Raw genomic sequence first — 20,776 nt, 5'->3', positions numbered from 1 at the left:
GATGAAGATGGTTGCAGGGGTCGCTCTGGCGCTCGGCGTAGTCTCCATCGCCTGGTGGTCGTTCGCCCGAAGCGCGGACGGACCCCGGGTCCTAACCGGTTATATCGAGGGCGAGCGGATCTATCTGGCAGCGCCCAGCGCGGGTGTGGTCTCAGCCCTATATGTCGAAGAGGGAGCACGGGTGGCGGCGGGCGCGGCGACCTTCTTGATTGATCCGCGCGAACGGAGCGCCCAAGTGTCTGGCGCGCAAGCGTCCTTGAGCGCGGCCGAGGCCCGCGCCGAGGACGCCCGCAAAGGCCAGAGAGCGCAGGAACTGTCGGTCATCGACGCGCAGCTTGGCGCAGCCGAGGCGACGTTGAGACAGGCGGATGCGGACTATGGGCGGATCGAGCCGCTAGTCCGGCGGGGCATCTACGCCCCCGCCCGGCTGGACCAAGTCCGGGCCGAACGCGACGCCGCGAGGGCCAATGTCGCGGCGATCCGCCGACAGCGCGAGGTCGCGACCCTGGGCCAGCGCGAGGACGCCATTCGGGCCGCAGACGAACAGGCGGCCCAGGCGCGAGGCGCACTGGCCGAAGCCTCAGTGCGTTTAACGACCCTGTCTCCTCCCGCGCCGGTCGACGCCCGGGTCGAGGAAATCTTCTTCCGGCTGGGAGAATACGCTGCCGCGAACCAGCCGATCCTGGCCCTATTGGCCGACGGGGACGTTAAACTGAGGTTCTACGTGCCCCAGGCCGAGATGGTCGCCTATCAACCCGGCGGCATCGTCCGATTCAGTTGTGACGGCTGCGGCGAGAGCCGGACGGCGCGGATCAGCTGGGTCAGCCCCCGGCCGGAGTTCACACCGCCCGTCCTGTATGGCCGGGGCAGCCGCGATCGGCTGGTTTATCAGGTCGAGGCTAGGCCTTCCGCCCCCAGAAGCCTGAACCCGGGCCTGCCGGTTGACGTCGAACCCCTGGCGGTCCCGTGAGCCCCGGTCCCGCGATCGATGTCCAGGGGCTGAACAAGAGCTTCGGCGCGCTTCACGCGGTCAGGGATTTCGGGATCACCGTCGAGCGTGGCAGTATCTGTGGGTTCCTAGGGCCCAACGGCGCAGGCAAGACGACCACCTTGCGCATGCTCTGCGGCCTGCTGACGCCCGACGCCGGCGAAGGCACGGTGCTGGGCCTCGACGTTATCCGACAGGCCCGACAGATCAAAACGCGGGTCGGCTACATGACCCAGAAGTTCTCGCTCTACGAAGACCTGTCGATTGAGCAGAACCTGATCTTCACGGCCCGGGTCCACTCGCTGGATCGTCGTCGCGAGCGGGTCGACGCCGCGATCACCCAACTGGGGCTAGAGGCCCGGCGGCGTCAGTTGGCCGGCACCCTCTCCGGCGGCTGGAAGCAGCGGTTGGCCCTGGCAGGCTCGACCCTGCACGAACCCGATCTGCTGCTCCTGGACGAGCCGACGGCGGGTGTTGATCCTGAGGCGCGGCGGACATTCTGGGACGAGATCCACGCCCTTGCCGCTGACGGCATGACGGTGCTGGTTTCTACTCACTACATGGACGAGGCGGAGCGCTGCCACGAGATCGCCTATATAGCCGGCGGTCGGACTTTGGCGCGCGGGACCGCCGAGGCGGTGATCGACCAGTCGGGCCTCATCACCTTCCATGCTGTGGGGCAGGTCGAAGGTATCGGAGCTGACAAGCTGGCCGTTCGGTTGCGCGGCATGCCCGGCGTCGACATGGCGGCGGCCTTCGGTACGACCCTGCACGTCTCTGGGCGCGACCGTCGAGGACTGGAGTTGGCGATCGCTCCCTATCGCAAGCCCGGGATTGCGTGGACCGAGACGCGACCAACGCTGGAGGACGTTTTCATCCAGCTAATCGCCGACCTCGAAGCCGAGAAGCGGGACGCCGCCTGATGCTAGATCTGACACGAACTTGGGCGGTTATGGCCAAGGAGTTGGTCCAGCTGACCCGCGACCGGCTCACCTACGCCATGATCCTGATGCTGCCGATCGTTCAGCTCTTGCTGTTCGGCTATGCGGTGAACGACGATCCGCGGCATCTGCCGACGGCCGTCCTGGCAATCGATAACGGCACCTTCTCCCGCTCGGTCGTGCGAGCGATGGAGAACTCGACCTATTTCGATGTCACCCTGATGGCACGCAGTCAGGCCGAGCTCGATCAGGCAATGGAGCGCGGCGAGGTCCAGTTCGGGGTCATCATCCCTGGCGACTTCTCGGACCGGGTGGTGCGCGGCGACAGCGCAGTTGTCCTTGTGGAGGCGGACGCTTCGGATCCCTCCGCGACCAGCGGCGCACTCGCCGCCCTTCAGGGACTGCCAGACGGCGCACTGGCTCGCGACCTCACGGGGCCGCTTGCGAACCGGGGGAACGGCGCGCCACCGTTCAGCGTCGTGACCCAAGCTCGCTACAACCCCGAACAGATCAGTGCTTACAGCGTCGTTCCCGGACTGCTCGGCGTGATCTTGTCTATGACTCTCGTCATGATGACGTCCCTTGCCATGGCCCGAGAGCGGGAAAGGGGGACGATGGAAAGCTTGCTGGCCACCCCGGTGCGTCCGTTGGAGGTTATGGTCGGAAAGCTTGCCCCATATGTGATCGTCGGCCTGCTCCAGGCAGCCGTAATCCTGCTTCTGGCCCGGACCCTCTTTCAGGTTCCGATGAACGGGGGCTGGCTCGCCTTGGCGGTCGGGCTCCTGCTCTTCATCGTCGGCTCCCTCGCGCTAGGCTTTCTGATTTCGACCCTCGCTAAGACCCAGCTGCAAGCGATGCAGATGAGCTTCTTCTATGTCTTGCCTTCGATCCTCCTATCCGGGTTTGTCTTCCCTTTTCGGGGAATGCCCGACTGGGCGCAGGCGCTAGGCACGCTCGTGCCCGTGACCCACTTCCTGCGCGTTGTCAGAGGCTCATTGCTCAAGGGTGTCGGTCTGGAGAACGCCTGGGGCAGCTTGAGCGCTCTAATCGTCTTCGTCGTGGTAGTCGGCAGTCTGGCCATCTTGCGCTATCGGACGACGCTGGACTGAGCCATTAAGCCAGTCGACCAAGAACGGCCGTTCAATATCTGCTTCACAGCGATAGCCAAAATTCCGCTGCTGGCGCTGAGCCGACCTTCAGCGTTCTTGGGCTCAGAGTTCGTTCCCACCCTTCCCTGTCGTTCGGAAGGTCAGCTCGTGAGAGGGTGCCGCCCGCAGTCGCCTGGTCGGTCGTGCGCCAGGAGCGGACATTGGCGCACCTCCAGGGACACGACCTTCAGCGGAAGGTATGTTGGACACTACCAGCGCGGCTGGGCTCATTGGAGTCGGCTCCGATTAGATGGGACCCTCGTGGGGGACGTGGTCCAATCGCAGCATCGGCGCTTTCCACGGCAGCCCCTCGGCTCCGAGATCGACGCACTGCTCATTTTCACAGAACAGCACCAGCGCCTTTTGGCCTGACGGGATGGTGTGGACGACCTCCACCCAGCCGGGTTCTCTGATGTGTCGCCGATAGGGACGTCATGTCTAGGGAGCTGATCATGCAAGAGGTCGCCGTCGTCGGGCTGTATCTGGGAAAGAACGTCTTTCAGGTACATGGGATCGACGCTGCAGGCACCGTGGTGGTGCGCAAGCAGCTACGACGCAACCATGTTCTTCCCTTCCTCGAGGGCTTGTCGCCGTGTCTAGTCGGGATCGAGGCCTGTGCTTCGGCCCATCACTGGGGCCGGCAACTTATGGCGATCGGCCACGAAGTGCGGTTGATGCCGCCAGCCTACGTCAAGCCCCATGTGAAGCGGGGCAATGACCTTGCCCCCAACCTTGGACTAGGTCGGGAGCCAGACCAAAAACGAGAAAATCCTAGCTCAAACCGGTTCAGTTTTTCAGGAGCAGTTCAGGAGGCCGCAGCCTAGTCTTGAGCGGCGCTCGCGAACTCCATTTCAAGGCCAGAGCTTCAAAGGCAGAAACTGCGAACTGAGAGCCTCACAGCGCAACCGTAAATTTGCGATAGCCACCCTCAGGGCAAGTCAAATCTCGGTGGAATTCCCGGCTCAATTCTCAGCGGACATCAACAACCCGGGGTTCAGATACCCGGGGCCAGCACGATCCGCCCATTTGTGTGCTCAAACCCAACCCCACACTTTGAAAAAAGGTCCGCCCAAAAATCCACAGGGTTGGCAACACCCTGGTCGAGATAGGCCGCGACCGACTTCCGAGCATCCGATCCTGCACTCAGCGCAAAGGTGTCCAACCAGATCCGTTCATTGACCACACCATTGCCGGATGACCGCTGGAGTAGCGCCTTAATGAAGATGAAATCGTCGCCGCTGGAGGTTTGGCGCTGCGCGGCACTTGTAGCCGCCAGGCTCAAGAGTGCCCCGCAGCTGTAGACGGCATGTTGCTTGTCTGGCGAATGGGCTGACGCCAGCGCCTCGTTTGGGCCGATACGGGCCAGACAGTCATCCATCTGGCCTTGCCAAGGCTTTTGGATGTCGTAACTGGGCTCAAGTTGCTTGATCGCGCGGAGCGACAGATAGTCCGCACCGCCCTCGGTGATCCAGTTATCGGTCAGACGTTCGTAGCGAACGTTCTGCCCAAGCCAGAAGTGGCTAGTTTCATGGCCGAAGATCCAGATTAGAGAGTTACGGACAGCGGGATTGGGTGTGCTCATCGCCGCACCAGACAGGCTCAACACCACCATGCCTTCGAGCACACTGCCGTTCTGAGAGTAACCGGGCTTCGCGCTTCCTCCATACGCAACAAGCGCTGCAGGCTTGCTGCCTTTCCGCGGGCCCAAGACCTCCGTGTAGAGAGTCATCAGTTTGGGCAGGAACGCCACCAGATCCTCACGCGCCCAGCTGGGCAATCCAGGGTCGATCGACTGAGAAAAGCTTGAAGTCTCCTCCAGCGCTCCCCTGCCCGCGTAGACATAGACCCCGTCGTCATGCAGGGCCGTGTGGCCTGAGCGAGGCTGCACTCTGCCATTGATCAGCACGCGCCCCTGAGGATCCACGATTTTGAAGGTCTCTCTCCGGTCAACGAGTGTCACGTCTGGCGTCAGAGCCAAGACAGCGCTGACGGAGGGCGCAGGAGATACCGAGAAGTGCCCTGTGTAAAAAGCCAGCCCACCGTCCGAGAAGTCCACGACCGGGAGGTAGTCGCCGACAAGCGGCGTACTGAACGGAGTAACGGCGATCCTCACGTCGGTCAGCGAACTCTTCTTCTCGCTGACCAGGGCATCAAACACGCCAACTCTGACCAGGCGAACGCCCGGTGTCTCCACGCGATACGTCGCCAGCCGCCAGTTGCGCCCGTCAAGACTCGGGCTCGTACGAGGGAAGAACCAAATCGGCGAAGGCTGATTGAAATGGTACTGTGCGACCCAGGCCTCTCGGTCACGGGTGAGCACCACCTCAACCTCCGGTCTCTTGGCACCACCCGCGCTTGCTGCCGTACCGGCGGCGAATGCCGAAAGACCCAACAAAAAGAGGGCTGCAAGGTGTCCGAGCTTCATTGTCACTATGTCCTTCGCCCCGACAGAGGGGGCGCTCCAAGCTGCAGCCGTAATGCTCGGCTGGAGCCAAACTCGATTGAGATTTTCGGCGCGTGAAGCCAGTGCTTGTGTAAGACACTGTTTCACTGAGGGGAACCGCAGCCGGGGCCTCACATAGTATGGCGACGAGCGGCCAATTTGCTGGGGTCATGCGCAATAATGCTTGCAATGCCGAGGGGGCAGTGCGGCCGCCAGACCCAATGGTCTAGCGGCCGCGTCTTAGCCTGTCGCCGAGTTAGAAAACCAAGGGACCTGGCTCAAAGTTCGTAAATCATCCCGCCAACCCCGGCGGGCTTGTGATGCCTGATCCGTTCAGGCCAGATCGTCCGCGCGGACCACCGGGAAGTCGATGTCGGTTGCGGCGACATTATTGATGAAGTTCGTGAAAACGTTCTCAGCCACTACAGCCACGATCTCAACGATTTGCGCATCCGTGAGGCCGGCTGCCCGAACCGAAACCAGATCGGCGTCCGAAACTTGACCCCGCGAACGCGTGACGGCAGCGGCAAACGCGACAGCGGCGTTGGCAACAGGATCAGAAGAGGCCCCTTTGCGATTCAGGGCGATTTCACTGGCATCGATCTTGGCCAGGTTGAGACCCAGATAGGTGTGCGCCGACAGGCAGTAGTCGCAACCGTTGATCTGAGCGACGGCCAGGGCGATGCGCTCGCGGGTCTTCACGTTCAGGGTCTTGGCCAGAGCGCCACCAAGGCTCAGCGTGCCTTGCAGCGTCGCTGGGCTCAGCGCCAGTAGACGATAGAGGTTGGGAACGACACCGAGTTGCTTTTCAACGGCGTCGAGCAGCGGTTGAGCGGCGGCGGGGGCGGCTTCACGGGCCGGAATGGCGATACGAGACATTGGCTCTCCTTGAGTTGAAACGCGGCGTGTGCCGTCGTTGGCAGGAGATGTAGCGCCACGCTTCATCCGCGATAATTCTGGAATTTGACAAGTCTTTATTGCCTATGCTGCAATGAAAGCATGGATCGGTTAGATGGCTTGCGAGTCTTTGTCCTTGTGGCCTTGCACGGGAGCTTCGCGGAAGCGGCGCGGCGCTTGCGCCTGTCGCCCTCAGCGGTGACGCGTGCAGTCGCCGACCTCGAAAACCACCTTGGCCTTGTCTTGCTTCACAGAACCACACGTTCGGTTCGCTTGACGGAACGGGGCGAGATTTTTCTTGAGAGCTGCCAGCGGATCCTCGCCGATCTTGAGGCCTCCGAAGCCCTTGTGCGTGGGGCTAACGCCGAGCCAAGAGGCCAGCTCAACATCACTGCGCCGATCCTGTTTGGACGTCTGCATATCCTTCCGATCGTCAGCGCGCTGCTAAAGCAGCACAAGGCTCTGAACATCCGACTGACACTCTCGGACCGTTACGTGCATCTCGCTGATGAAGGTGTGGATCTCGCTGTAAGGATCGGCCCCCTGGCAGACAGCAGCTTGATGTCCAGGAAGCTTGGTGCGGTCGCACGCGTCTTGGTCGCCAGTCCAAGTTACTTGAAGGCTCGTGGCATCCCGCAAGCCGCCGATGACCTGGTCAATCACGACGTGATCGCATTCGAGAGCGTCGATGCAACGAATGAGTGGCGACTGGAGGCAGGCCGCAAATCCGTGCGCGTCAATCCACGCCTGATGATCAATAGCGCCGATGCTGCAATCGCGGCGGCGGAGGATGGTCTGGGGATTACGCGCGCCCTTTCCTATCAGGTACGCGACGGCATAACTGCCGGACGACTGGTGCCCGTACTGGTCGATGGAACGGCTCAGGCACTAGCCGTGAACGCCGTCTTCCCCTCCCGCCGACTGAACTCCGCCAACCTCAATGCCTTCCTCGATGCGGCACGGAGCCATTTCAAGACCTCCCCGCTCGATCCACTCTAGGCTTTTTCGCACCGCCGAAACTGGCTCGACCTGTTGCAGGGGGACGACTCCAAGCCAGCTGAAGGCGCGCCGCCGCGCAGGGCCTCCTGGCCAAACAGACCTGCCCTAACTGACCGGGGCTGATCCTGCAGCCCCTAAGCCGATCGTTCCGCCTCGAGCTCAGCGATGCGGTCGCGAAGCGACTTCACCAACTCAAGTACACGCGGCTCCGGGAAGCGGCGGGTAATATGCTGAGGGCAATTCCAGTCAAAACCCTGGACCTCAATGGTCCAGTAGCGTTCGACGCGCCTGCGCACAGAGTCCGGAGCGTCGACATAGCGTTCTGGTCGCTCCGGACTGACCGAGGCCAGGCCAAAGATTTTCAGACGTACCTTCTGCTCGTAGTCCATCAGAAAGAGACAGACCTTCGCCCCCGCATCGATGTTGCCGAGGCTGATGTACTGACGGTTACCGCGATAGTCGGGAAAGACGAGGTGCCGATCTCCCAGAGGCTGCAGGAACCCGATCGGCCCACCCCTGTGCTGGACGTAGGGCCAACCGGTTTCACCAACCGTGGCGAGGTAGAAGCTGTCGCGGGCAAGTACGAACTGGCTTTCCTGAGGACCAAGTTCATCGCCGTAGGCCGGACCGGCTTCGAAGCCTTCATAGGCTCGACGGCTCCCCTGAGCTTCCTGCGCAGCCAGGACGCCGGGCGTGAAGGCCAGCTCCATGAATCTATGTCCCATGGGTTACATCCTCCGCAGACGTTCGAACTAGAGCCCCAGATCAGACAGTCCAGGGTGGTCATCCGGTCGACGGCCTTGCGGCCACCGGAACAGCCGATCCCGCTCCTGAATCTCCAGATCGTTGATGCTGGCGATCCGCAGGCGCATCAGCCCCTCGGCGTCGAACTCCCAGTTCTCGTTGCCGTACGAACGCCACCACTGACCGTTGAGATCCTGCCATTCGTAGGCAAATCGGACAGCAATGTGGTTGTCGGTGAACGCCCAGAGCTCCTTGATCAGCCGATATTCAGTCTCGCGGTGCCATTTGCCGGTTAGGAAGCGGACGATCGCCTCCCGCCCCTTCAGGAACTCGGAACGGTTCCGCCAGACGCTGTCTTCGGTATAGGCCAAGGAGACAGCCTCCGGGTTCCGGGAGTTCCACCCATCTTCGGCCATTCGCACTTTCTGGGCAGCGCTATCTCGGTCAAATGGCGGCAGCGGAGGGCGGGCCATGGATGTCTACCTTTTGCATCGGTGTGGACGGCCGCGCTTGGGGGGCCGACGGGAGGCGATGGGGCGTGACCGAGGTGACCACAGCCCTCTGGCCACCAGACATCGTGATCGAAGAAACGATAATCCGCGAAATTGGCAACAATCAGTTTCGAAGAATGGAATTATCTTCACCGTGAAACTGAAGATCTCAGGCCATTCATAACGGCCATAACGGGACTCGAACCGCACTCATATTAATTCAGCGCAGAACTTTCCATCGCGTCCCACACGGGTAAGAGCTGAAAAATTCCACGATGTGACCCTGTCTGCTCTGTGGCTGAAACAATCAATTGCGCGCAACGACGCTTATTCAATCTCGCACCACGCCATACCTTGGCGGCGGGTTCAGAGGCAAACCGCCGATGCCCATCGATTTACCAAGGGCTGAGCGCACAACGCCGGCCTAAGCAACCGGAGACCATAATGTCCTATAAAGCCGCTCGCGCCATTATCGGCGCTGTCAGCCTGATGATCGCCGCCCCCGTTCTCACGACCCAGGCCCACGCCATCGTTCCCACCTCGACGTCGGCCGTGAACACCGACACCGCCAATCTGGCCCTGCGCGGCTATGATCCGGTCGCCTATTTCAGCGCCGGCAAGCCGACCCTGGGTGAAGCCCGCTATTCGGCCAAGTTCAACGGTGCCACCTATCACTTCGCTTCGGCCGCGAACCTGAAGATGTTCAAGGCCAGCCCGGCGGCATACGCACCGCAATATGGTGGCTTCTGCGCTATGGGCGTGGCGCTCGAGAAGAAGCTCGATGGCGATCCGATGGTCTGGAAGATCGTCGACAAGAAGCTCTATCTCAACGTCAACCCGGACGTCTTCACCGCCTGGAGCCGCGACATCCCGGGCAACCTGGTCAAGGCCGAGGAGAACTGGCCCGAGATCAAGAACAAGACACCCGATAGCCTGTAGTAGGCTGGCCGTCGGCTCGTGTTGCCAGTCCGGTTAGGCCTTCCTCCCTCGTCTGCCCCCCACGGAAGGTAGATAGGAGAAGGTGACGCCACCGCACCTTCCCCTCCTGACCCGAACCGGCGACCGCCCGGCGCTCTACAAGTTGTCCTGCATTGGGCACCCTGCGGAGCGCCGGGATTGTCGTTTTGTACCTGATGCTAGTGAGCGTTTCGAATGAAGCGGATAAGCCTGTCCCCGAGCCTGAACGCACAGCTGGCGCTCGCCTTGTTGGCGCGCTGCGTCTGTTACGAGACAAGAGACAAACTTGAGCAAGAGGCCCGCTCAGCAGGCCTCACCGGCGCGGAAATTGATGCCGCATGGACCGGTCGGAGCTTCGACGTCAAATGCTCCGCAGCCATTCGGTTTGCCCTGGCTGTTCGCTCCTTTAGCGAGATTGCGATCGCCACAAGCAGGGCCCGAGCACTACGCATGGGACTAACGCGCGAAGAACTAGATCTCGTCGAGACTCGTGCCTTGGAACTGGCAATGCTCGAGATCACAGTGGCTTCGAGGCCGGACCATGTCGCTCCACAGTTCAAGGCCAAACACTGAGGCTAACGATGCGGGTTCGTCTGCACACGCGATAAGCTCGCGCCGTCGGCGAAGGCCAGGCGCTCCAGACTGCTCGAGGCGAGTACCCCGCTGCGACAGTGCATGGAGATTTCCAATCGGCGTCGCGCCAAGCTCGTCGCACAAGACCCATCCGCCAATCTGGTCGAGTTCAGCTCCGCAGACAGACGGCGGCTCAAAGACCGCAAGCCTCCCGAGTTGGACTTTGAAAAAATGGCAGGTAATCCTTCAACCAGCAGATTCGACGGAGATCTAAGACGTGGCGCGCCTCCAGGCTATGCAAGTCTTTGTCAAGGTCGCCGAAAGCGGTGGATTTGCCGAAGCCGCTCGGCAGTTGAATATGAGCCCTCCGGCCGTTACGAGAGCTGTGGCCCTTCTAGAGGAAGGGCTGGGAGTTCGTCTGTTTACACGTACGACGCGGGTCGTTCGTCTGACTGAAGTCGGACAGCGCTACTTTGATGACTGTCAAAAGATACTTTCATACGTGGAAGAGGCCGACGCCATGGCGTCGGGAGCCTATAGCGAACCAAAAGGCAGCCTCACGGTCACGGCTCCGGTTCTATTCGGACAGATGTATGTGATGCCGATCTTGCAGGACTACCTGGACCAAAACACTCAGGTCGTCGGCAAATCCCTGTTCCTCGACAGAAGCACAAACCTTGTAGAGGAAGGCATCGATGTCGCGGTGCGGATCGGCCACCTCAGCGACTCCGGTCTGTCAGCGATCCGAGTGGGTCAGGTGAGACGGGTGGTCTGCGGTGCACCGGCATACTTCGAGCAGCACGGAGCCCCAAGCGTTCCGCAAGACCTCGGCGAGCACCGGATAATCGCGGCGACGAGCGCGTGGAGCAATCTCGAATGGCGGTTTGGTCGCGAACGCAAAATCTCAACCGTGGTCGAACCGCGCCTGTTCTGTAACAGCAACCAGGCCGTCATTGACGCAGCGCGAGCCGGCTGGGGACTAACCCGAATACTCTCCTATCAAATCGGCACGGCCCTTCGCGATGGCGATCTGCAGGTTGTTCTAGCCGACTACGAGGAAGAGCCGTTGCCGATCCATGTGGTCCATCCAGAAGGGCGACGCGCTTCTGCCAAGGTACGCGCCTTTGTCGATCTCGCCGTTGATAGGCTAAGAGCCAACCGCCTCCTGAACTAGGAAGCGGCTGCCTCTCGGCGTCATCCAGACGTCAACGCTGCGTCAGAACGGTCTTGGCGATCAGAGACCTATAGGCACCGCGGTCCCACTCTGCCGCACGCGGCAGCCGCGCAACCTCACGCCCCGTCCGATCGATCAACACCGAAAATGGAAGTCCAAGCGCGCCGTAGCTTTCAGTGAGCGCATTGTCCTTGGCCAGATAGGGCGTCAGGTTTGCAAAGCGATTTCCCCAGAAGTCATCGACGGCAGGCCACCCGCGCCCATCAAACGAGACCGGAAGCACGGCAAGCTCGCCGGCGAAAGCAGCGGCCAAGCGATCAAGGCTCGGCATTTCGATGCGACACGGCCCACACCAGGACGACCATAGGTTCAGAAGCACAACACGCCCTCGAAAGTCGGCCAGCTGCTTTTCGTGCCCATGCCGATCCGCAAAACGCCCAGCAGCGGCGGCCCGCCCTGAAAAGCCGAAAACCAGTGACGGAGAGCCGAGACCGACCTGGCCCGTCTGGGCCCTCGCCGAGCCGGCACCTGCCAGGGCGGCAAGGCCAAATACCGTGCGGCGGTTGATCTGAATTCCGCTCATCGGACAAACCTCGTCCGCAAAAGGTGATCCAGAGAGATCGCGCCAGGCCCCGAAGTCACAATGGCGAAGGCCATGGCGAACCAACCTAGATGCACGCCAAGAAAGGCGTCCGGATAGACGAACAGCTGAATAACCAAGGTCATCACGATTATGCCGAAGGCCGAGAGCCGCGTTGCCAAGCCTAGAATGAGGCTCAGCGCGAAGGCATGCTCCGCGTAGGTCGCCAGATGGGCCGCCAGATCGGGATCGATCAACGGCAAGCGATACTCTTCGGCAAAAAGGTACTTGGCGCTATCGGAGACCGTCAGCAGCCCATCAACCTTGGTGCGGGCGGAAGTGCAGAAGACGCCTGCCAGGCCCCAGCGCAGCAGCAGCCGCGTAACGCTGGGCGGGACCCTGTTGAGCATAGCCTCCATCTGGTGATGGGCTCTTACAAGGAAGCCACCGTTGGGGTGAATATGATCGTGCATTGATCTTGCTCTCATTGAAAAAGGCGAAGGGCATTGAGGTCGAGTAGGCGTCGGATGGCCTGGGCCGCAGCCGGCGCTTCTTCCGGACCGAGAACTTCGAGGGCCGATACGAGTGAGGTTGGGACGCGAAAAAGGTCCGCGAGTTGGGCTTCAGCAGCCCGTAGCGTTTGAATGCCAACGGCATGGCCATCGCGAACGATCAGACCACTTTCAGGCAGCCAATCGAGACCATCGAGGTGTTCACCAGCTATGTGAGCCCGCCAGATGGAGACGATCGGGTACTGCGAGCCGATCAATTGAGTGGAACTACGCCACTGGAGTTGGCTCTCAACCCCGATCGCGGCGAGATCCCGAATGGGTTCATCTTCAAGATCGTCGGCATAGAAGCTCTGAACCAGCGCGAACTCTAGCTTGGCGACATCCGCCAGGTAGGGGACCGTTGCCGCAGGCGCAAACCTCCCTATGAAATCGGCAAAGGTTTCGCCATAGGCTCGCAGGAGGCGCGAAGTCGGCGGCGTAAGCTCGACATACTCCAGCGCCATGGCACCAAAAAAAGCGTCACCCACGAGCAGTTGGACGACTGGAAAACTCTGCGCCAAGGCGCGAGCCAGCCCCTGCCGATAGTTGTTGCGATAGATTTCAAACGCTGGCCCGATTTCGGGCGAGGCTGGCCCACGTGACAACACGGCCTGGGCAATTCTCGTAATCTCAGACATGATCGCCGCCGACCTGACCCAGCAGCCGCCGAGCGCGTCGCAGCTCAGACACGAGCTCCTCAAAGGGTGGCACGTCGTTATCGCGCTCGATTAGAGTGGGGCGAGGCCCAATCCGTGCCAGTAGGTCGAAATAGAGCTCCCAGACTGGATCAGAGATCGGCGCGCCATGACTGTCGAGCAGCTTTCGTCCCCCTGTCTCGAGGATGATGCTATCGTGTCCAGCGAGATGAATTTCACCTATGAGATCAATCGGGAAGTTTTCGAGGTACCTGGACGCCGAAAACCCAAGATTTTGAGCCGAAACAAAGACATTGTTGATGTCCAGTAGCAGCCCGCAGCCCGTGCGTTCGGATAATTTCTGAAGAAACTCCGTTTCCTCAATATCCCCCCCGGCCAGGTGATAGTAGCGGGCCGGATTCTCGAGCATGATCGCCCGACCAATAAAATCTTGAACTATATTGATGTTATCGCTGATGCGCGCGAGTGCGGCATAACTGTAGGAAACCGGCAACAGGTCGTTGAAATAGACACCATCATGAGCAGACCAGGCCAAGTGTTCCGAGACTGCGGCGGGACGGACCCAGTCCACGAGCTCTTTCAAAGCAAGCAGATGTCCACGGTCTGGCGGTTCCACCCCCCCGAGCGAGAGAGCCACCCCATGCAGGGAAATCGGATAGATCGCAGAGAGCCGCTCTAGCAGGTCCCGGGCTGCGCCGCCGGCTGCCATGTAGTTCTCAGCATGTACCTCAATGAAACCAACTTCGGCACGACGCGATAGCAATTCCGAGGCATGCTCGCGTCGAAGGCCAAGGCCCACGGCGGCGGGCGGAAGCCCGCCGCCGGCCGTGCGCTCATGGTGCCCAGGGTGCACAGTACGCGCTGGATTTTCAGGCAAAAGCGACAAGACCTAAGCCTTCGGCTTGGCCGTAAAGGGGCTGAGCTGGCCAAAGCCAGTGGCCGAAGTCGGTGACTTCATGGTGGTGCAAGTGCCCTTGGGAACCAGCTTCCAGGCATTGCCCTGGTAGTCGACCTTGGATGTTCCGGCACACGAGGTCCCGGGTCCCGCTGCGCAATCGTTGTATCCAGCAAGGGATACTCCGTAGCACTTGTCACGGGCCGGGCGGTCTGCGGCGGAAGCAACCACGGGGGTCAGGGCAACGGCGAGCACACCCGCCAGGAAGGCCGAACGGCTTATCGACATTGTAATCTCCATCGTCAATTTTGCGATTTGCAACGACAGTCATAATGACCGCCACGCAGACGCTAAGACCACGGAGAAAGGTCCAATTTTTGGACAAGGCGGAACAATTTAGCTCCACATCACAAATCGCCGTGACGCCAATATTTAAGCGAACACAGCTAATAAATGCGGTTCTATATTAAGTCAGGGCCGTAACTTGATAACAGCCCCCCACCTTGCTCCGCGAGCCTTTCTCACTTGGCTTGTGCGCCGAAGTGCAAGATAGGCCGCGGTCGCTCACTCGATAACATGTGCAAAAAGAGAGTGTGTCTTTCAGGGAGCGTAACAGTTGGCCCCATGAGATAGGCGCGACCCACACTGTTAGAGACGCCTCCAAACCTGAAGCAGGCCAATCACCGCCCTGCCCCCATCATTGCCGATCCGAGCCATCCGACAGTCGAGGACGTCAAAACGCTCCTGCGCCAACTGGGTGAGATAGGACAAGCCGTGGCTAAACCGCCCTGACTCCTGCAGAGCCCAACTTCTGTCGCCGCGTTCAACGCTAAAGGCGAAATGACCGCCGGGCACCAGCAGACGGTGTATCTCCGAAAACAACCTGTTCAATTCGCCGAAGTAGTTCAGCACGTTGGTGGCAAGCACCAAGTCAAATCGCGTCTGACATTTCTCGCAGAACTCCAGAACATCGTCCTGGGTCAGTGCGTCGTATCCACATTGCGCCGCGCGCTCCAACAAAGTTCCGGAGGTATCAACCCCGGTAGCGCGCCCCACCCGCCTCTCAAGGGCGGCGAGCACTTGGCCCGCGCCACATCCCAGGTCGAGCGCTTCCATGTAGGTGTCTGCGCAACCGTCCAGCATGGCAACGAGCTGCTGCGGAATGTCGTATTCAAGCGTATCGACCATCCTGACATCACGCCGCCTGTCGACGGTTTCGAGAATGGCTTCGAGCTGCTTGACCTTCGGCCACCGCACCTACCTGGGCGCCAAACTCTGACCGAACCGCAAAGCCCGTCACGTTCTCATCCTCTCCGCTCGCGCCACACATCGTCCCAACCGGCCTGATCCGATGGGTTCAACAAAATGAAGGCTCAGGCGCTCACTGGGCCACTGCGAATTCTGGAATGGTGTGTTCCGGAATAACCTTATTCCGATCGCTGAGCGAACCACCGAGACTGCAAGTCAGTAAGCGATGACTTCTCGCGATACGCCGCGACTCTCAAAATTCCCGCCCTCCGGAGAGGCCTGGCGCGAAGTTGGTGCGTGGCCGGCGGCCCGTCATCGCTCCGAAAGCTCCGCTACCGGCAGATCCAACCGTACGGGCGCTCTGACAGGAATAGGTGACACGTGACGCGTGATGGGCTGACCGAAAAGATACTGGATATCAAGCGCCAGCGGGACCTGAAGTGGAGCGACATCTGCGCCCACGCCCTGCCACTTTCCCCCGTCCTGACTGTCGGTGCCCTGTTGGGCCAAATGAGGCTGGGGCCAGACGCAGCGGTCAAGGTTGGCACCTTTCTCGCGCTCACTAGTGACGAGATCAAAATGCTGGGCGAGGTCCCGAACCGCGGCATGCCCATGCCGCCCACCGATCCTTTGCTCTACCGCTTCTATGAGCTGCTGATGGTCAATGGGCCGGCTTGGAAAGCGCTGATCGAGGAAGAGTTTGGCGACGGCATAATGTCTGCCATCGATTTCAACCTCGATCTCGGTCGCCAGATCGACCCCAAAGGTGATCGCGTGCGGCTGGTGATGAGCGGCAAGTTTCTACCCTTCAAATACTACGAGACGGATCACGACGCCGCGTTCTCCGTGATGCTGGATTGAGGACCGAACATGGCTCCGCCCGTGAAGAACGATGCGCCGTCGCCGCGCAATATTGAGCTCCCCGAAGAACGACGCGCAGAATGGCGGGGCCTGCTTGGCCATCTCACCAACCAGGGCGCTCGACTACGGTTCTTCCCGCACCGCGCAGTGATGTTTCTGGCGCTCGCACAGTCGCGAGAAGGCTCGGCGCGGTCGAGTTTAATCGACCGCGCGCAACAAACCCTGAGCGAATTTGACACCTTGGTCAGAGGCTTCACGACTGATCCAGGCGTCTTTGCCGTCAAAAAGGAACTCTTCGTCTACCTCAGTCAGTTCCTAGCTCCCCACCGTGCGGTGTTCGATGAAACCGCTGGGCGCTTCTCCACGGATTGCGACCAGCTAATCCGCGCCATGCGGGCTCGTGAGGGCAAGAATGAGGCTCTGTTCGAACTGTCTGAGTTTGTCTCGATCACCTTGCTCGAACGGATGAACGCGCTGGTCGAGCAATTTACAGCAGAGCTTTCGCGCGTCTCAGACGAGGGAAGAAGTAGGCTGACCGGCTGGCTAGCGGACCTCGATCGCCTCAACAACTCCGTCTACATGATCTCAATCAACGCAACGATCCAGGCTGCACGCTCGGGTGAATCCGGCCGCGCGTTCGCGTTAATCGCCAACGAGGTCAACGGCCTCAGTGGCGAAGTCAAAAGCATCACCTCGACCATCAGGCGAAATCTAATCGGGGCCTGATAAACCTATCGAAAGTTCTGGTGCGAGCAGGTTTGGCCGTAAACAGGCGCGACAAAGCGCTGCATAGGCCGAAACGAGCTCGGATGTGCTGAACGCACGATTACGGCCACTGGGATTGGGCAGCAACCAGACCTTACAGCCACCGAAAGTCCGGGACTGCTCACCCCATTCGATAGCCGTGTTGCCCAGGATAGCTGCGTAAGCCTGCTTTCCAAGGAAGGCCACATATCGCGGGTTCGCCGCTCGCACGCGCAGTTCAACGTCTTGAGCTGCGCGAACAAACTCCTCGTCCCGAACCTCACGCGCCTCAGCAGTCGGGCGGTCGACAACGCACGTCAGCCCTAAGCCATACTTCAGGAGTTCGAGGTCCTGTTCGGGGGTCAGAAGCCGTGGTGTGAAACCCGAAAGGTGGAGGACCTTCCAGAACCGGTTTCCCCGTCCGGCAAAGTGCCGCCCCGTAGCGGCAGCAGTCAGGCCCGGATTCAGGCCGCAGAATAGAAGGTTCAGGTCAGGCCCGACTATGTCTGGCAGAGCTTTGGTCATCGGAAAAACGCCACCGTCTACCAGCCCCCGCGGAAGCCGGACTCTTGCGTGAAGTCAGGGAGGATCATCCTGGGACCAATCCCCATCGAAGATTAGCTAACGTTTCTGCAAAGCAGTGTTTCAAGTCGATCAAGCACGCCGCGAAGGGGCGGGGCTAAGACCGTCGCCGAGCCACGACGTTTATTGCGCAGATTGGAATCGGCCCTTCCGGATTTCGACCGTTCAGCGTCGGGACCCCAGCCGTCATGTTGCAAGGGTAAGTTTTCAACACGGAGAACATCCATGCAATTCTACCGCTTCCCGCTGTCGGGCCACTCCCACCGCGTCGAACTCTTCCTGTCCCTGATCGGAGCCCCGGCTGAGTTCGTCGAGGTTGACCTGCGCAAGGGCGCTCACAAGCAAGCCGACTTCCTTGAGCTCAATTCCCTGGGCCAAGTCCCCGTCCTGAAGGACGGCGATGTTGTCGTCGCGGACTCCAATGCGATCCTCGTCTACCTGGCCAAGAAGTTCGAGCGCACCGACTGGCTTCCTGAAGACGCTGCGACTGCCGCCAAGGTGCAGCGCTGGCTGTCGATCGCTGCAGGCCAGATCGCCTCCGGTCCGGCGGCGGCGCGACTGATCACCGTGTTTGGCGCGGGTCTCAACGCAACCGAAGTCATCGCTCGCGCCCATGCCATTCTCCAGGTGATGGACGCCGAACTGGCCAAGTCGGACTTCCTGGCCGGCAACAGCCCCACCATCGCTGACGTGGCGGCCTATACCTACGTGGCCCACGCACCGGAGGGCAACGTAGCCCTGGACAGCTACAAGAACGTTGTAGCCTGGCTGGCGCGCGTCGAGACGCTTTCGGGCTTCGTGCCGATGCAAAGCACCCCGGTCGGTCTGGTCAAATGATCACGCGTCTGGGCCGGCAACTGTTGAATTTCTTTCAGCGTGTTGATCGGCGCGAAACCCTAGCGCCGTTATCCCAACAAGAGTTCCAGGCCCTTCGGCTGGATTGTCTGGCAACTGGTACACCCTGCTAGCCCGGAGATGGGGCTGGCGCGCTGGTACCGCCATTGGAGCAACTTTCAGTGACATATGGCGATCCAACGCGTTGGCCCCACGACCGCTCTCCATTCCATGAGGGCGAACAGGCGCTTCAGGAACGCCTGGGCTTAAGGGCGAAGATTGAAGCAACCGGCAGAAAGATCATCCGCGGTCAGATGCCCGATCAGCATCGGACCTTCTTCGAGCAACTGCCCATTGTCGTCCTGGGGTCGCGCGATGTCTCGGGCCAGCCTTGGGCAACGCTTCTTGACGGCACCCCTGGCTTCATCAAGTCACCCTCTCCAGTCGAGCTAACCATTGCTGCAACATTTTCCCATGGCGACCCTGCCGCAGAGGGCGTGGCGACGGGACAACCGGTAGGGCTGCTCGGCATCGAGCTCCACACCCGGCGACGTAACCGAATGAACGGTCGGATCTCGGCGCGAGGGCCCGAGGGCTTTTCGATCGCTGTGGACCAGAGCTTTGGCAACTGCCCGCAGTACATTCAGGGTCGCAATTTCGAACATGTGGACCAGGCACTGATCAGCCAGCGTGCCGCCCCCGAGCGAACAGCTGGACTATCCCGTGAAGCCGCATCGCTCGTGGCGAGCGCTGACACGTTCTTCATCGCCTCGGCGCACACAGATAAGGCTGCACAAGATCCCGTTCATGGCGTGGATGTTTCCCATCGCGGCGGCAAACCCGGCTTTGTTCGCGTTCAGGGTGATGTTCTCACCATCCCGGATTTTCTGGGGAACTTCCTGTTCAACACCCTGGGCAACATCCTCGTCGAACCGCGAGTCGGGCTGGTCTTCCCCGACTTTTCGAACGGCGATCTTTGGCATCTCTCGGCAACGGCCAAAATCATTTGGGAAGGTCCCGAAGTTGACGGCTTTGCCGGTGCCGAGCGGCTCTTGCAGTTCACCGTGGTAGAAACGGTGAAAGTTGCCGCCAGCCTTTCAATACGCGCCGTCGGAGAGGTGGAACCGTCTCCCTACCTGGACAAAACCGGGTCATGGGAAGCTGTGGATGCCAGCGGCTGGGGCAAGAAGGAATTCAGGCCCTTCCGCGTTGCGTGGGCGGAGCCTGAAACCGAGACTGTCAGATCGGTTGTCCTGAAGCCACTGGATGGCGGAAGCGTACCCGTGCACAGAGCAGGGCAGCATATATTCGTGCGCCTTAACGTAAATGGCAGCCAGGACCTGCGCCCATATACGGTTTCTGACGCAGCCAATGGTTCAAGCTACCGCATAAGCGTCAAGCGGCAGGGCCGTTTTTCGGAAGCAGTCCACCAGCTGAAGATCGGTGATGTGGTGGAACTTCTCCCCCCCCGTGGAGACTTTGTTTTTGACGAGGCCGCGCCGCGGCCGGCCGTCCTGCTCTCGGCAGGTATTGGGGTTACGCCGATGATCGCCATGATCAATCGGATACTCGTCAATAATGGCCGCAGCCGCTCGCAACAGCGCCTTTGGTTCTTCCATGGCGCTCGCAACAGCCTGGACCATGCCTTCCGCCACCACATGATCGACAAGAGCTCAAGGCATAGCAACCTGACCATAGTCACGGCCTACAATGAGCCGTTGCCAGGTGATGTCTTGGGGCGCGACTACGACGTCAATGGTTGGGTGAACCTCGATCTGCTGAAGGCCAAGCTGCCTTTCGACGACTACGAGTTCTACCTCTGCGGGCCGCCGCCGTTTATGGATGCCCTGTCAAAAGGCCTGCTGGGGATGGGTGTACGCCCAGAGCGTATCCATTCGGAGGCATTTGGCCCCGCCGCGATCAAGCCTGCTGCTGTAGGGGCATCTCTCGGTTCGAAAGCAACGCCTCCCTCATCTGGCGCGGCGGCTAAGGCTGACGGTCATGCAGCAGAGGTGGAGTTCCAGGCGAGCGGCAAGCGCGCGACATGGCGGTCTGGCGAAGGAACACTTCTCGAACTGGCCGAACGCGAGGGCCTCAAGCCCATTCATAGTTGCCGGTCGGGTACGTGCGGAGTGTGCGCGGTTAAGCTGATCCAGGGCTCGGTCGATTATGTGAACAACCCGACTGCGCCCTGTGAAGATGATGAAGTCCTGATCTGCAGCGCTGTACCGAGCCGTAGTGACGATGACGCCTCTGTATCGATTGTCCTCGACGTCTAGTCAGCTCAGGCCAGAGATAGCCTTGGTCAAATGAAGCCCTACACAGGCCAGCACCGTCCAGTGGGCTAGCCCGGCACCGCCAGTGCTCCGCCTGACGAAAGGCACTATTGCGCAAAAGCAGGATGGCGCTGGAGGCCAGCCTGCCGGAAATTGTTATCGAAGCCGCCTTCGCGCGCCTGGCCATGCTGACC

Annotated in this window: 22 protein-coding genes and 1 pseudogene; 12 read left to right on the top strand and 11 right to left on the bottom strand. The window is 60.6% G+C overall.

The window, feature by feature from the left end; genetic code table 11:
* The first annotated feature begins 1 nt into the window (after position 1).
* From AQ619_RS07175 to AQ619_RS07160, 4 genes and pseudogenes are all read left to right on the top strand, one after another.
* Positions 2 to 970: an HlyD family secretion protein gene (locus AQ619_RS07175; protein WP_084745831.1), complete on the top strand. Its 969-nt coding sequence runs from the start codon at positions 2 to 4 to the stop codon at positions 968 to 970.
* On the top strand, positions 967 to 1,911 hold the full coding sequence (locus AQ619_RS07170) for an ABC transporter ATP-binding protein (RefSeq protein WP_062145871.1): 945 nt from the start codon (positions 967 to 969) through the stop codon (positions 1,909 to 1,911). The genes AQ619_RS07175 and AQ619_RS07170 overlap by 4 nt, the downstream gene beginning before the upstream one ends.
* A gap of 29 nt (positions 1,912 to 1,940) precedes the next feature.
* Positions 1,941 to 3,038 (top strand): ABC transporter permease, encoded by a 1,098-nt coding sequence (locus AQ619_RS07165; RefSeq protein WP_335338047.1) that lies wholly within the window; start codon positions 1,941 to 1,943, stop codon positions 3,036 to 3,038.
* Positions 3,039 to 3,529: 491 nt separating this feature from the next.
* Positions 3,530 to 3,790 (top strand): annotated as a pseudogene (locus AQ619_RS07160) (IS110 family transposase); the annotation flags it as partial.
* 281 nt (positions 3,791 to 4,071) lie between these two features.
* Here AQ619_RS07160 and AQ619_RS07155 read toward each other — a convergent pair.
* Together AQ619_RS07155 and AQ619_RS07150 are read right to left on the bottom strand one after the other, a co-directional pair.
* Positions 4,072 to 5,502 (bottom strand): hypothetical protein, encoded by a 1,431-nt coding sequence (locus AQ619_RS07155; protein ID WP_062145868.1) that lies wholly within the window; start codon positions 5,500 to 5,502, stop codon positions 4,072 to 4,074.
* A gap of 351 nt (positions 5,503 to 5,853) precedes the next feature.
* A complete protein-coding gene (locus tag AQ619_RS07150; RefSeq protein WP_062145867.1) occupies positions 5,854 to 6,399 on the bottom strand; it encodes a carboxymuconolactone decarboxylase family protein in 546 nt (181 codons plus the stop codon).
* A 120-nt stretch (positions 6,400 to 6,519) separates the two neighbouring features.
* On the opposite strand from AQ619_RS07150, the gene AQ619_RS07145 reads away from it, so the two are divergent.
* The gene (locus AQ619_RS07145) at positions 6,520 to 7,416 is read left to right on the top strand and encodes a LysR family transcriptional regulator (RefSeq protein ID WP_062145866.1); all 897 of its coding nucleotides are present in this window, start codon (positions 6,520 to 6,522) and stop codon (positions 7,414 to 7,416) included.
* Between the two features lie 134 nt (positions 7,417 to 7,550).
* Here AQ619_RS07145 and AQ619_RS07140 read toward each other — a convergent pair whose 3' ends face one another.
* Together AQ619_RS07140 and AQ619_RS07135 are read right to left on the bottom strand one after the other, a co-directional pair.
* Entirely contained in the window at positions 7,551 to 8,126 is a 576-nt protein-coding gene (locus AQ619_RS07140) for a pyridoxamine 5'-phosphate oxidase family protein (RefSeq protein ID WP_207205021.1), read from the bottom strand.
* Between the two features lie 42 nt (positions 8,127 to 8,168).
* The gene (locus tag AQ619_RS07135) at positions 8,169 to 8,633 is read right to left on the bottom strand and encodes a nuclear transport factor 2 family protein (protein ID WP_062145862.1); all 465 of its coding nucleotides are present in this window, start codon (positions 8,631 to 8,633) and stop codon (positions 8,169 to 8,171) included.
* Between the two features lie 462 nt (positions 8,634 to 9,095).
* Between AQ619_RS07135 and AQ619_RS07130 the strand changes: the two genes are divergently transcribed.
* The 3 genes from AQ619_RS07130 to AQ619_RS07120 all read left to right on the top strand — a co-directional run bounded on the left by AQ619_RS07130 (position 9,096) and on the right by AQ619_RS07120 (position 11,355).
* A complete protein-coding gene (locus tag AQ619_RS07130) occupies positions 9,096 to 9,590 on the top strand; it encodes a YHS domain-containing (seleno)protein (protein WP_062145860.1) in 495 nt (164 codons plus the stop codon).
* 213 nt (positions 9,591 to 9,803) lie between these two features.
* On the top strand, positions 9,804 to 10,181 hold the full coding sequence (locus AQ619_RS07125) for a hypothetical protein (RefSeq protein ID WP_062145858.1): 378 nt from the start codon (positions 9,804 to 9,806) through the stop codon (positions 10,179 to 10,181).
* Positions 10,182 to 10,458: 277 nt separating this feature from the next.
* Positions 10,459 to 11,355, top strand: a complete 897-nt coding sequence (locus tag AQ619_RS07120) for a LysR family transcriptional regulator (RefSeq protein WP_062145855.1) — start codon at positions 10,459 to 10,461, stop codon at positions 11,353 to 11,355.
* 31 nt (positions 11,356 to 11,386) lie between these two features.
* Here AQ619_RS07120 and AQ619_RS07115 read toward each other — a convergent pair whose 3' ends face one another.
* The 6 genes from AQ619_RS07115 to AQ619_RS07095 form a co-directional block, all read right to left on the bottom strand.
* On the bottom strand, positions 11,387 to 11,938 hold the full coding sequence (locus AQ619_RS07115; protein ID WP_062145853.1) for a TlpA family protein disulfide reductase: 552 nt from the start codon (positions 11,936 to 11,938) through the stop codon (positions 11,387 to 11,389).
* Positions 11,935 to 12,408 (bottom strand): DoxX family protein, encoded by a 474-nt coding sequence (locus tag AQ619_RS07110; RefSeq protein ID WP_062145850.1) that lies wholly within the window; start codon positions 12,406 to 12,408, stop codon positions 11,935 to 11,937. Before AQ619_RS07110 ends, AQ619_RS07115 begins: the two co-directional genes overlap by 4 nt.
* Before the next feature lie 11 nt (positions 12,409 to 12,419).
* Complete coding sequence (locus AQ619_RS07105; RefSeq protein ID WP_062145848.1) at positions 12,420 to 13,124, bottom strand: HvfC/BufC N-terminal domain-containing protein; 705 nt, start codon at positions 13,122 to 13,124, stop codon at positions 12,420 to 12,422.
* A complete protein-coding gene (gene bufB / locus AQ619_RS07100; RefSeq protein ID WP_062145846.1) occupies positions 13,117 to 13,995 on the bottom strand; it encodes an MNIO family bufferin maturase in 879 nt (292 codons plus the stop codon). Before bufB ends, AQ619_RS07105 begins: the two co-directional genes overlap by 8 nt.
* A 36-nt stretch (positions 13,996 to 14,031) precedes the next feature.
* On the bottom strand, positions 14,032 to 14,325 hold the full coding sequence (locus AQ619_RS18710; protein WP_084746213.1) for a BufA1 family periplasmic bufferin-type metallophore: 294 nt from the start codon (positions 14,323 to 14,325) through the stop codon (positions 14,032 to 14,034).
* 360 nt (positions 14,326 to 14,685) lie between these two features.
* Complete coding sequence (locus tag AQ619_RS07095; protein WP_062145845.1) at positions 14,686 to 15,294, bottom strand: class I SAM-dependent DNA methyltransferase; 609 nt, start codon at positions 15,292 to 15,294, stop codon at positions 14,686 to 14,688.
* Between the two features lie 372 nt (positions 15,295 to 15,666).
* Here AQ619_RS07095 and cynS point away from each other — a divergent pair, with 372 nt between their 5' ends.
* Together cynS and AQ619_RS07085 are read left to right on the top strand one after the other, a co-directional pair.
* Positions 15,667 to 16,146: a cyanase gene (gene cynS / locus AQ619_RS07090; RefSeq protein WP_062145843.1), complete on the top strand. Its 480-nt coding sequence runs from the start codon at positions 15,667 to 15,669 to the stop codon at positions 16,144 to 16,146.
* Positions 16,147 to 16,155: 9 nt separating this feature from the next.
* On the top strand, positions 16,156 to 16,872 hold the full coding sequence (locus AQ619_RS07085) for a methyl-accepting chemotaxis domain-containing protein (protein WP_062145841.1): 717 nt from the start codon (positions 16,156 to 16,158) through the stop codon (positions 16,870 to 16,872).
* Here AQ619_RS07085 and mug read toward each other — a convergent pair.
* Positions 16,858 to 17,415, bottom strand: coding sequence for a G/U mismatch-specific DNA glycosylase (gene mug, locus AQ619_RS18705; protein ID WP_084745829.1), 558 nt, complete (start codon positions 17,413 to 17,415; stop codon positions 16,858 to 16,860). The two genes, AQ619_RS07085 and mug, sit on opposite strands and share 15 nt — an antisense overlap.
* A 282-nt stretch (positions 17,416 to 17,697) precedes the next feature.
* Between mug and AQ619_RS07080 the strand changes: the two genes are divergently transcribed.
* Positions 17,698 to 18,309, top strand: coding sequence for a glutathione S-transferase family protein (locus tag AQ619_RS07080; protein WP_062145839.1), 612 nt, complete (start codon positions 17,698 to 17,700; stop codon positions 18,307 to 18,309).
* Between the two features lie 179 nt (positions 18,310 to 18,488).
* Entirely contained in the window at positions 18,489 to 20,585 is a 2,097-nt protein-coding gene (locus AQ619_RS07075; RefSeq protein ID WP_166504175.1) for a 2Fe-2S iron-sulfur cluster-binding protein, read from the top strand.
* Positions 20,586 to 20,776: the final 191 nt, after the last annotated feature.

The organism is Caulobacter henricii (assembly GCF_001414055.1).
In the GTDB taxonomy this organism is placed as follows: Bacteria; Pseudomonadota; Alphaproteobacteria; order Caulobacterales; family Caulobacteraceae; genus Caulobacter; species Caulobacter henricii.
Note: the sequence above shows the minus strand (reverse complement) of the source record. Positions and strands in the feature narration are given on the sequence as shown.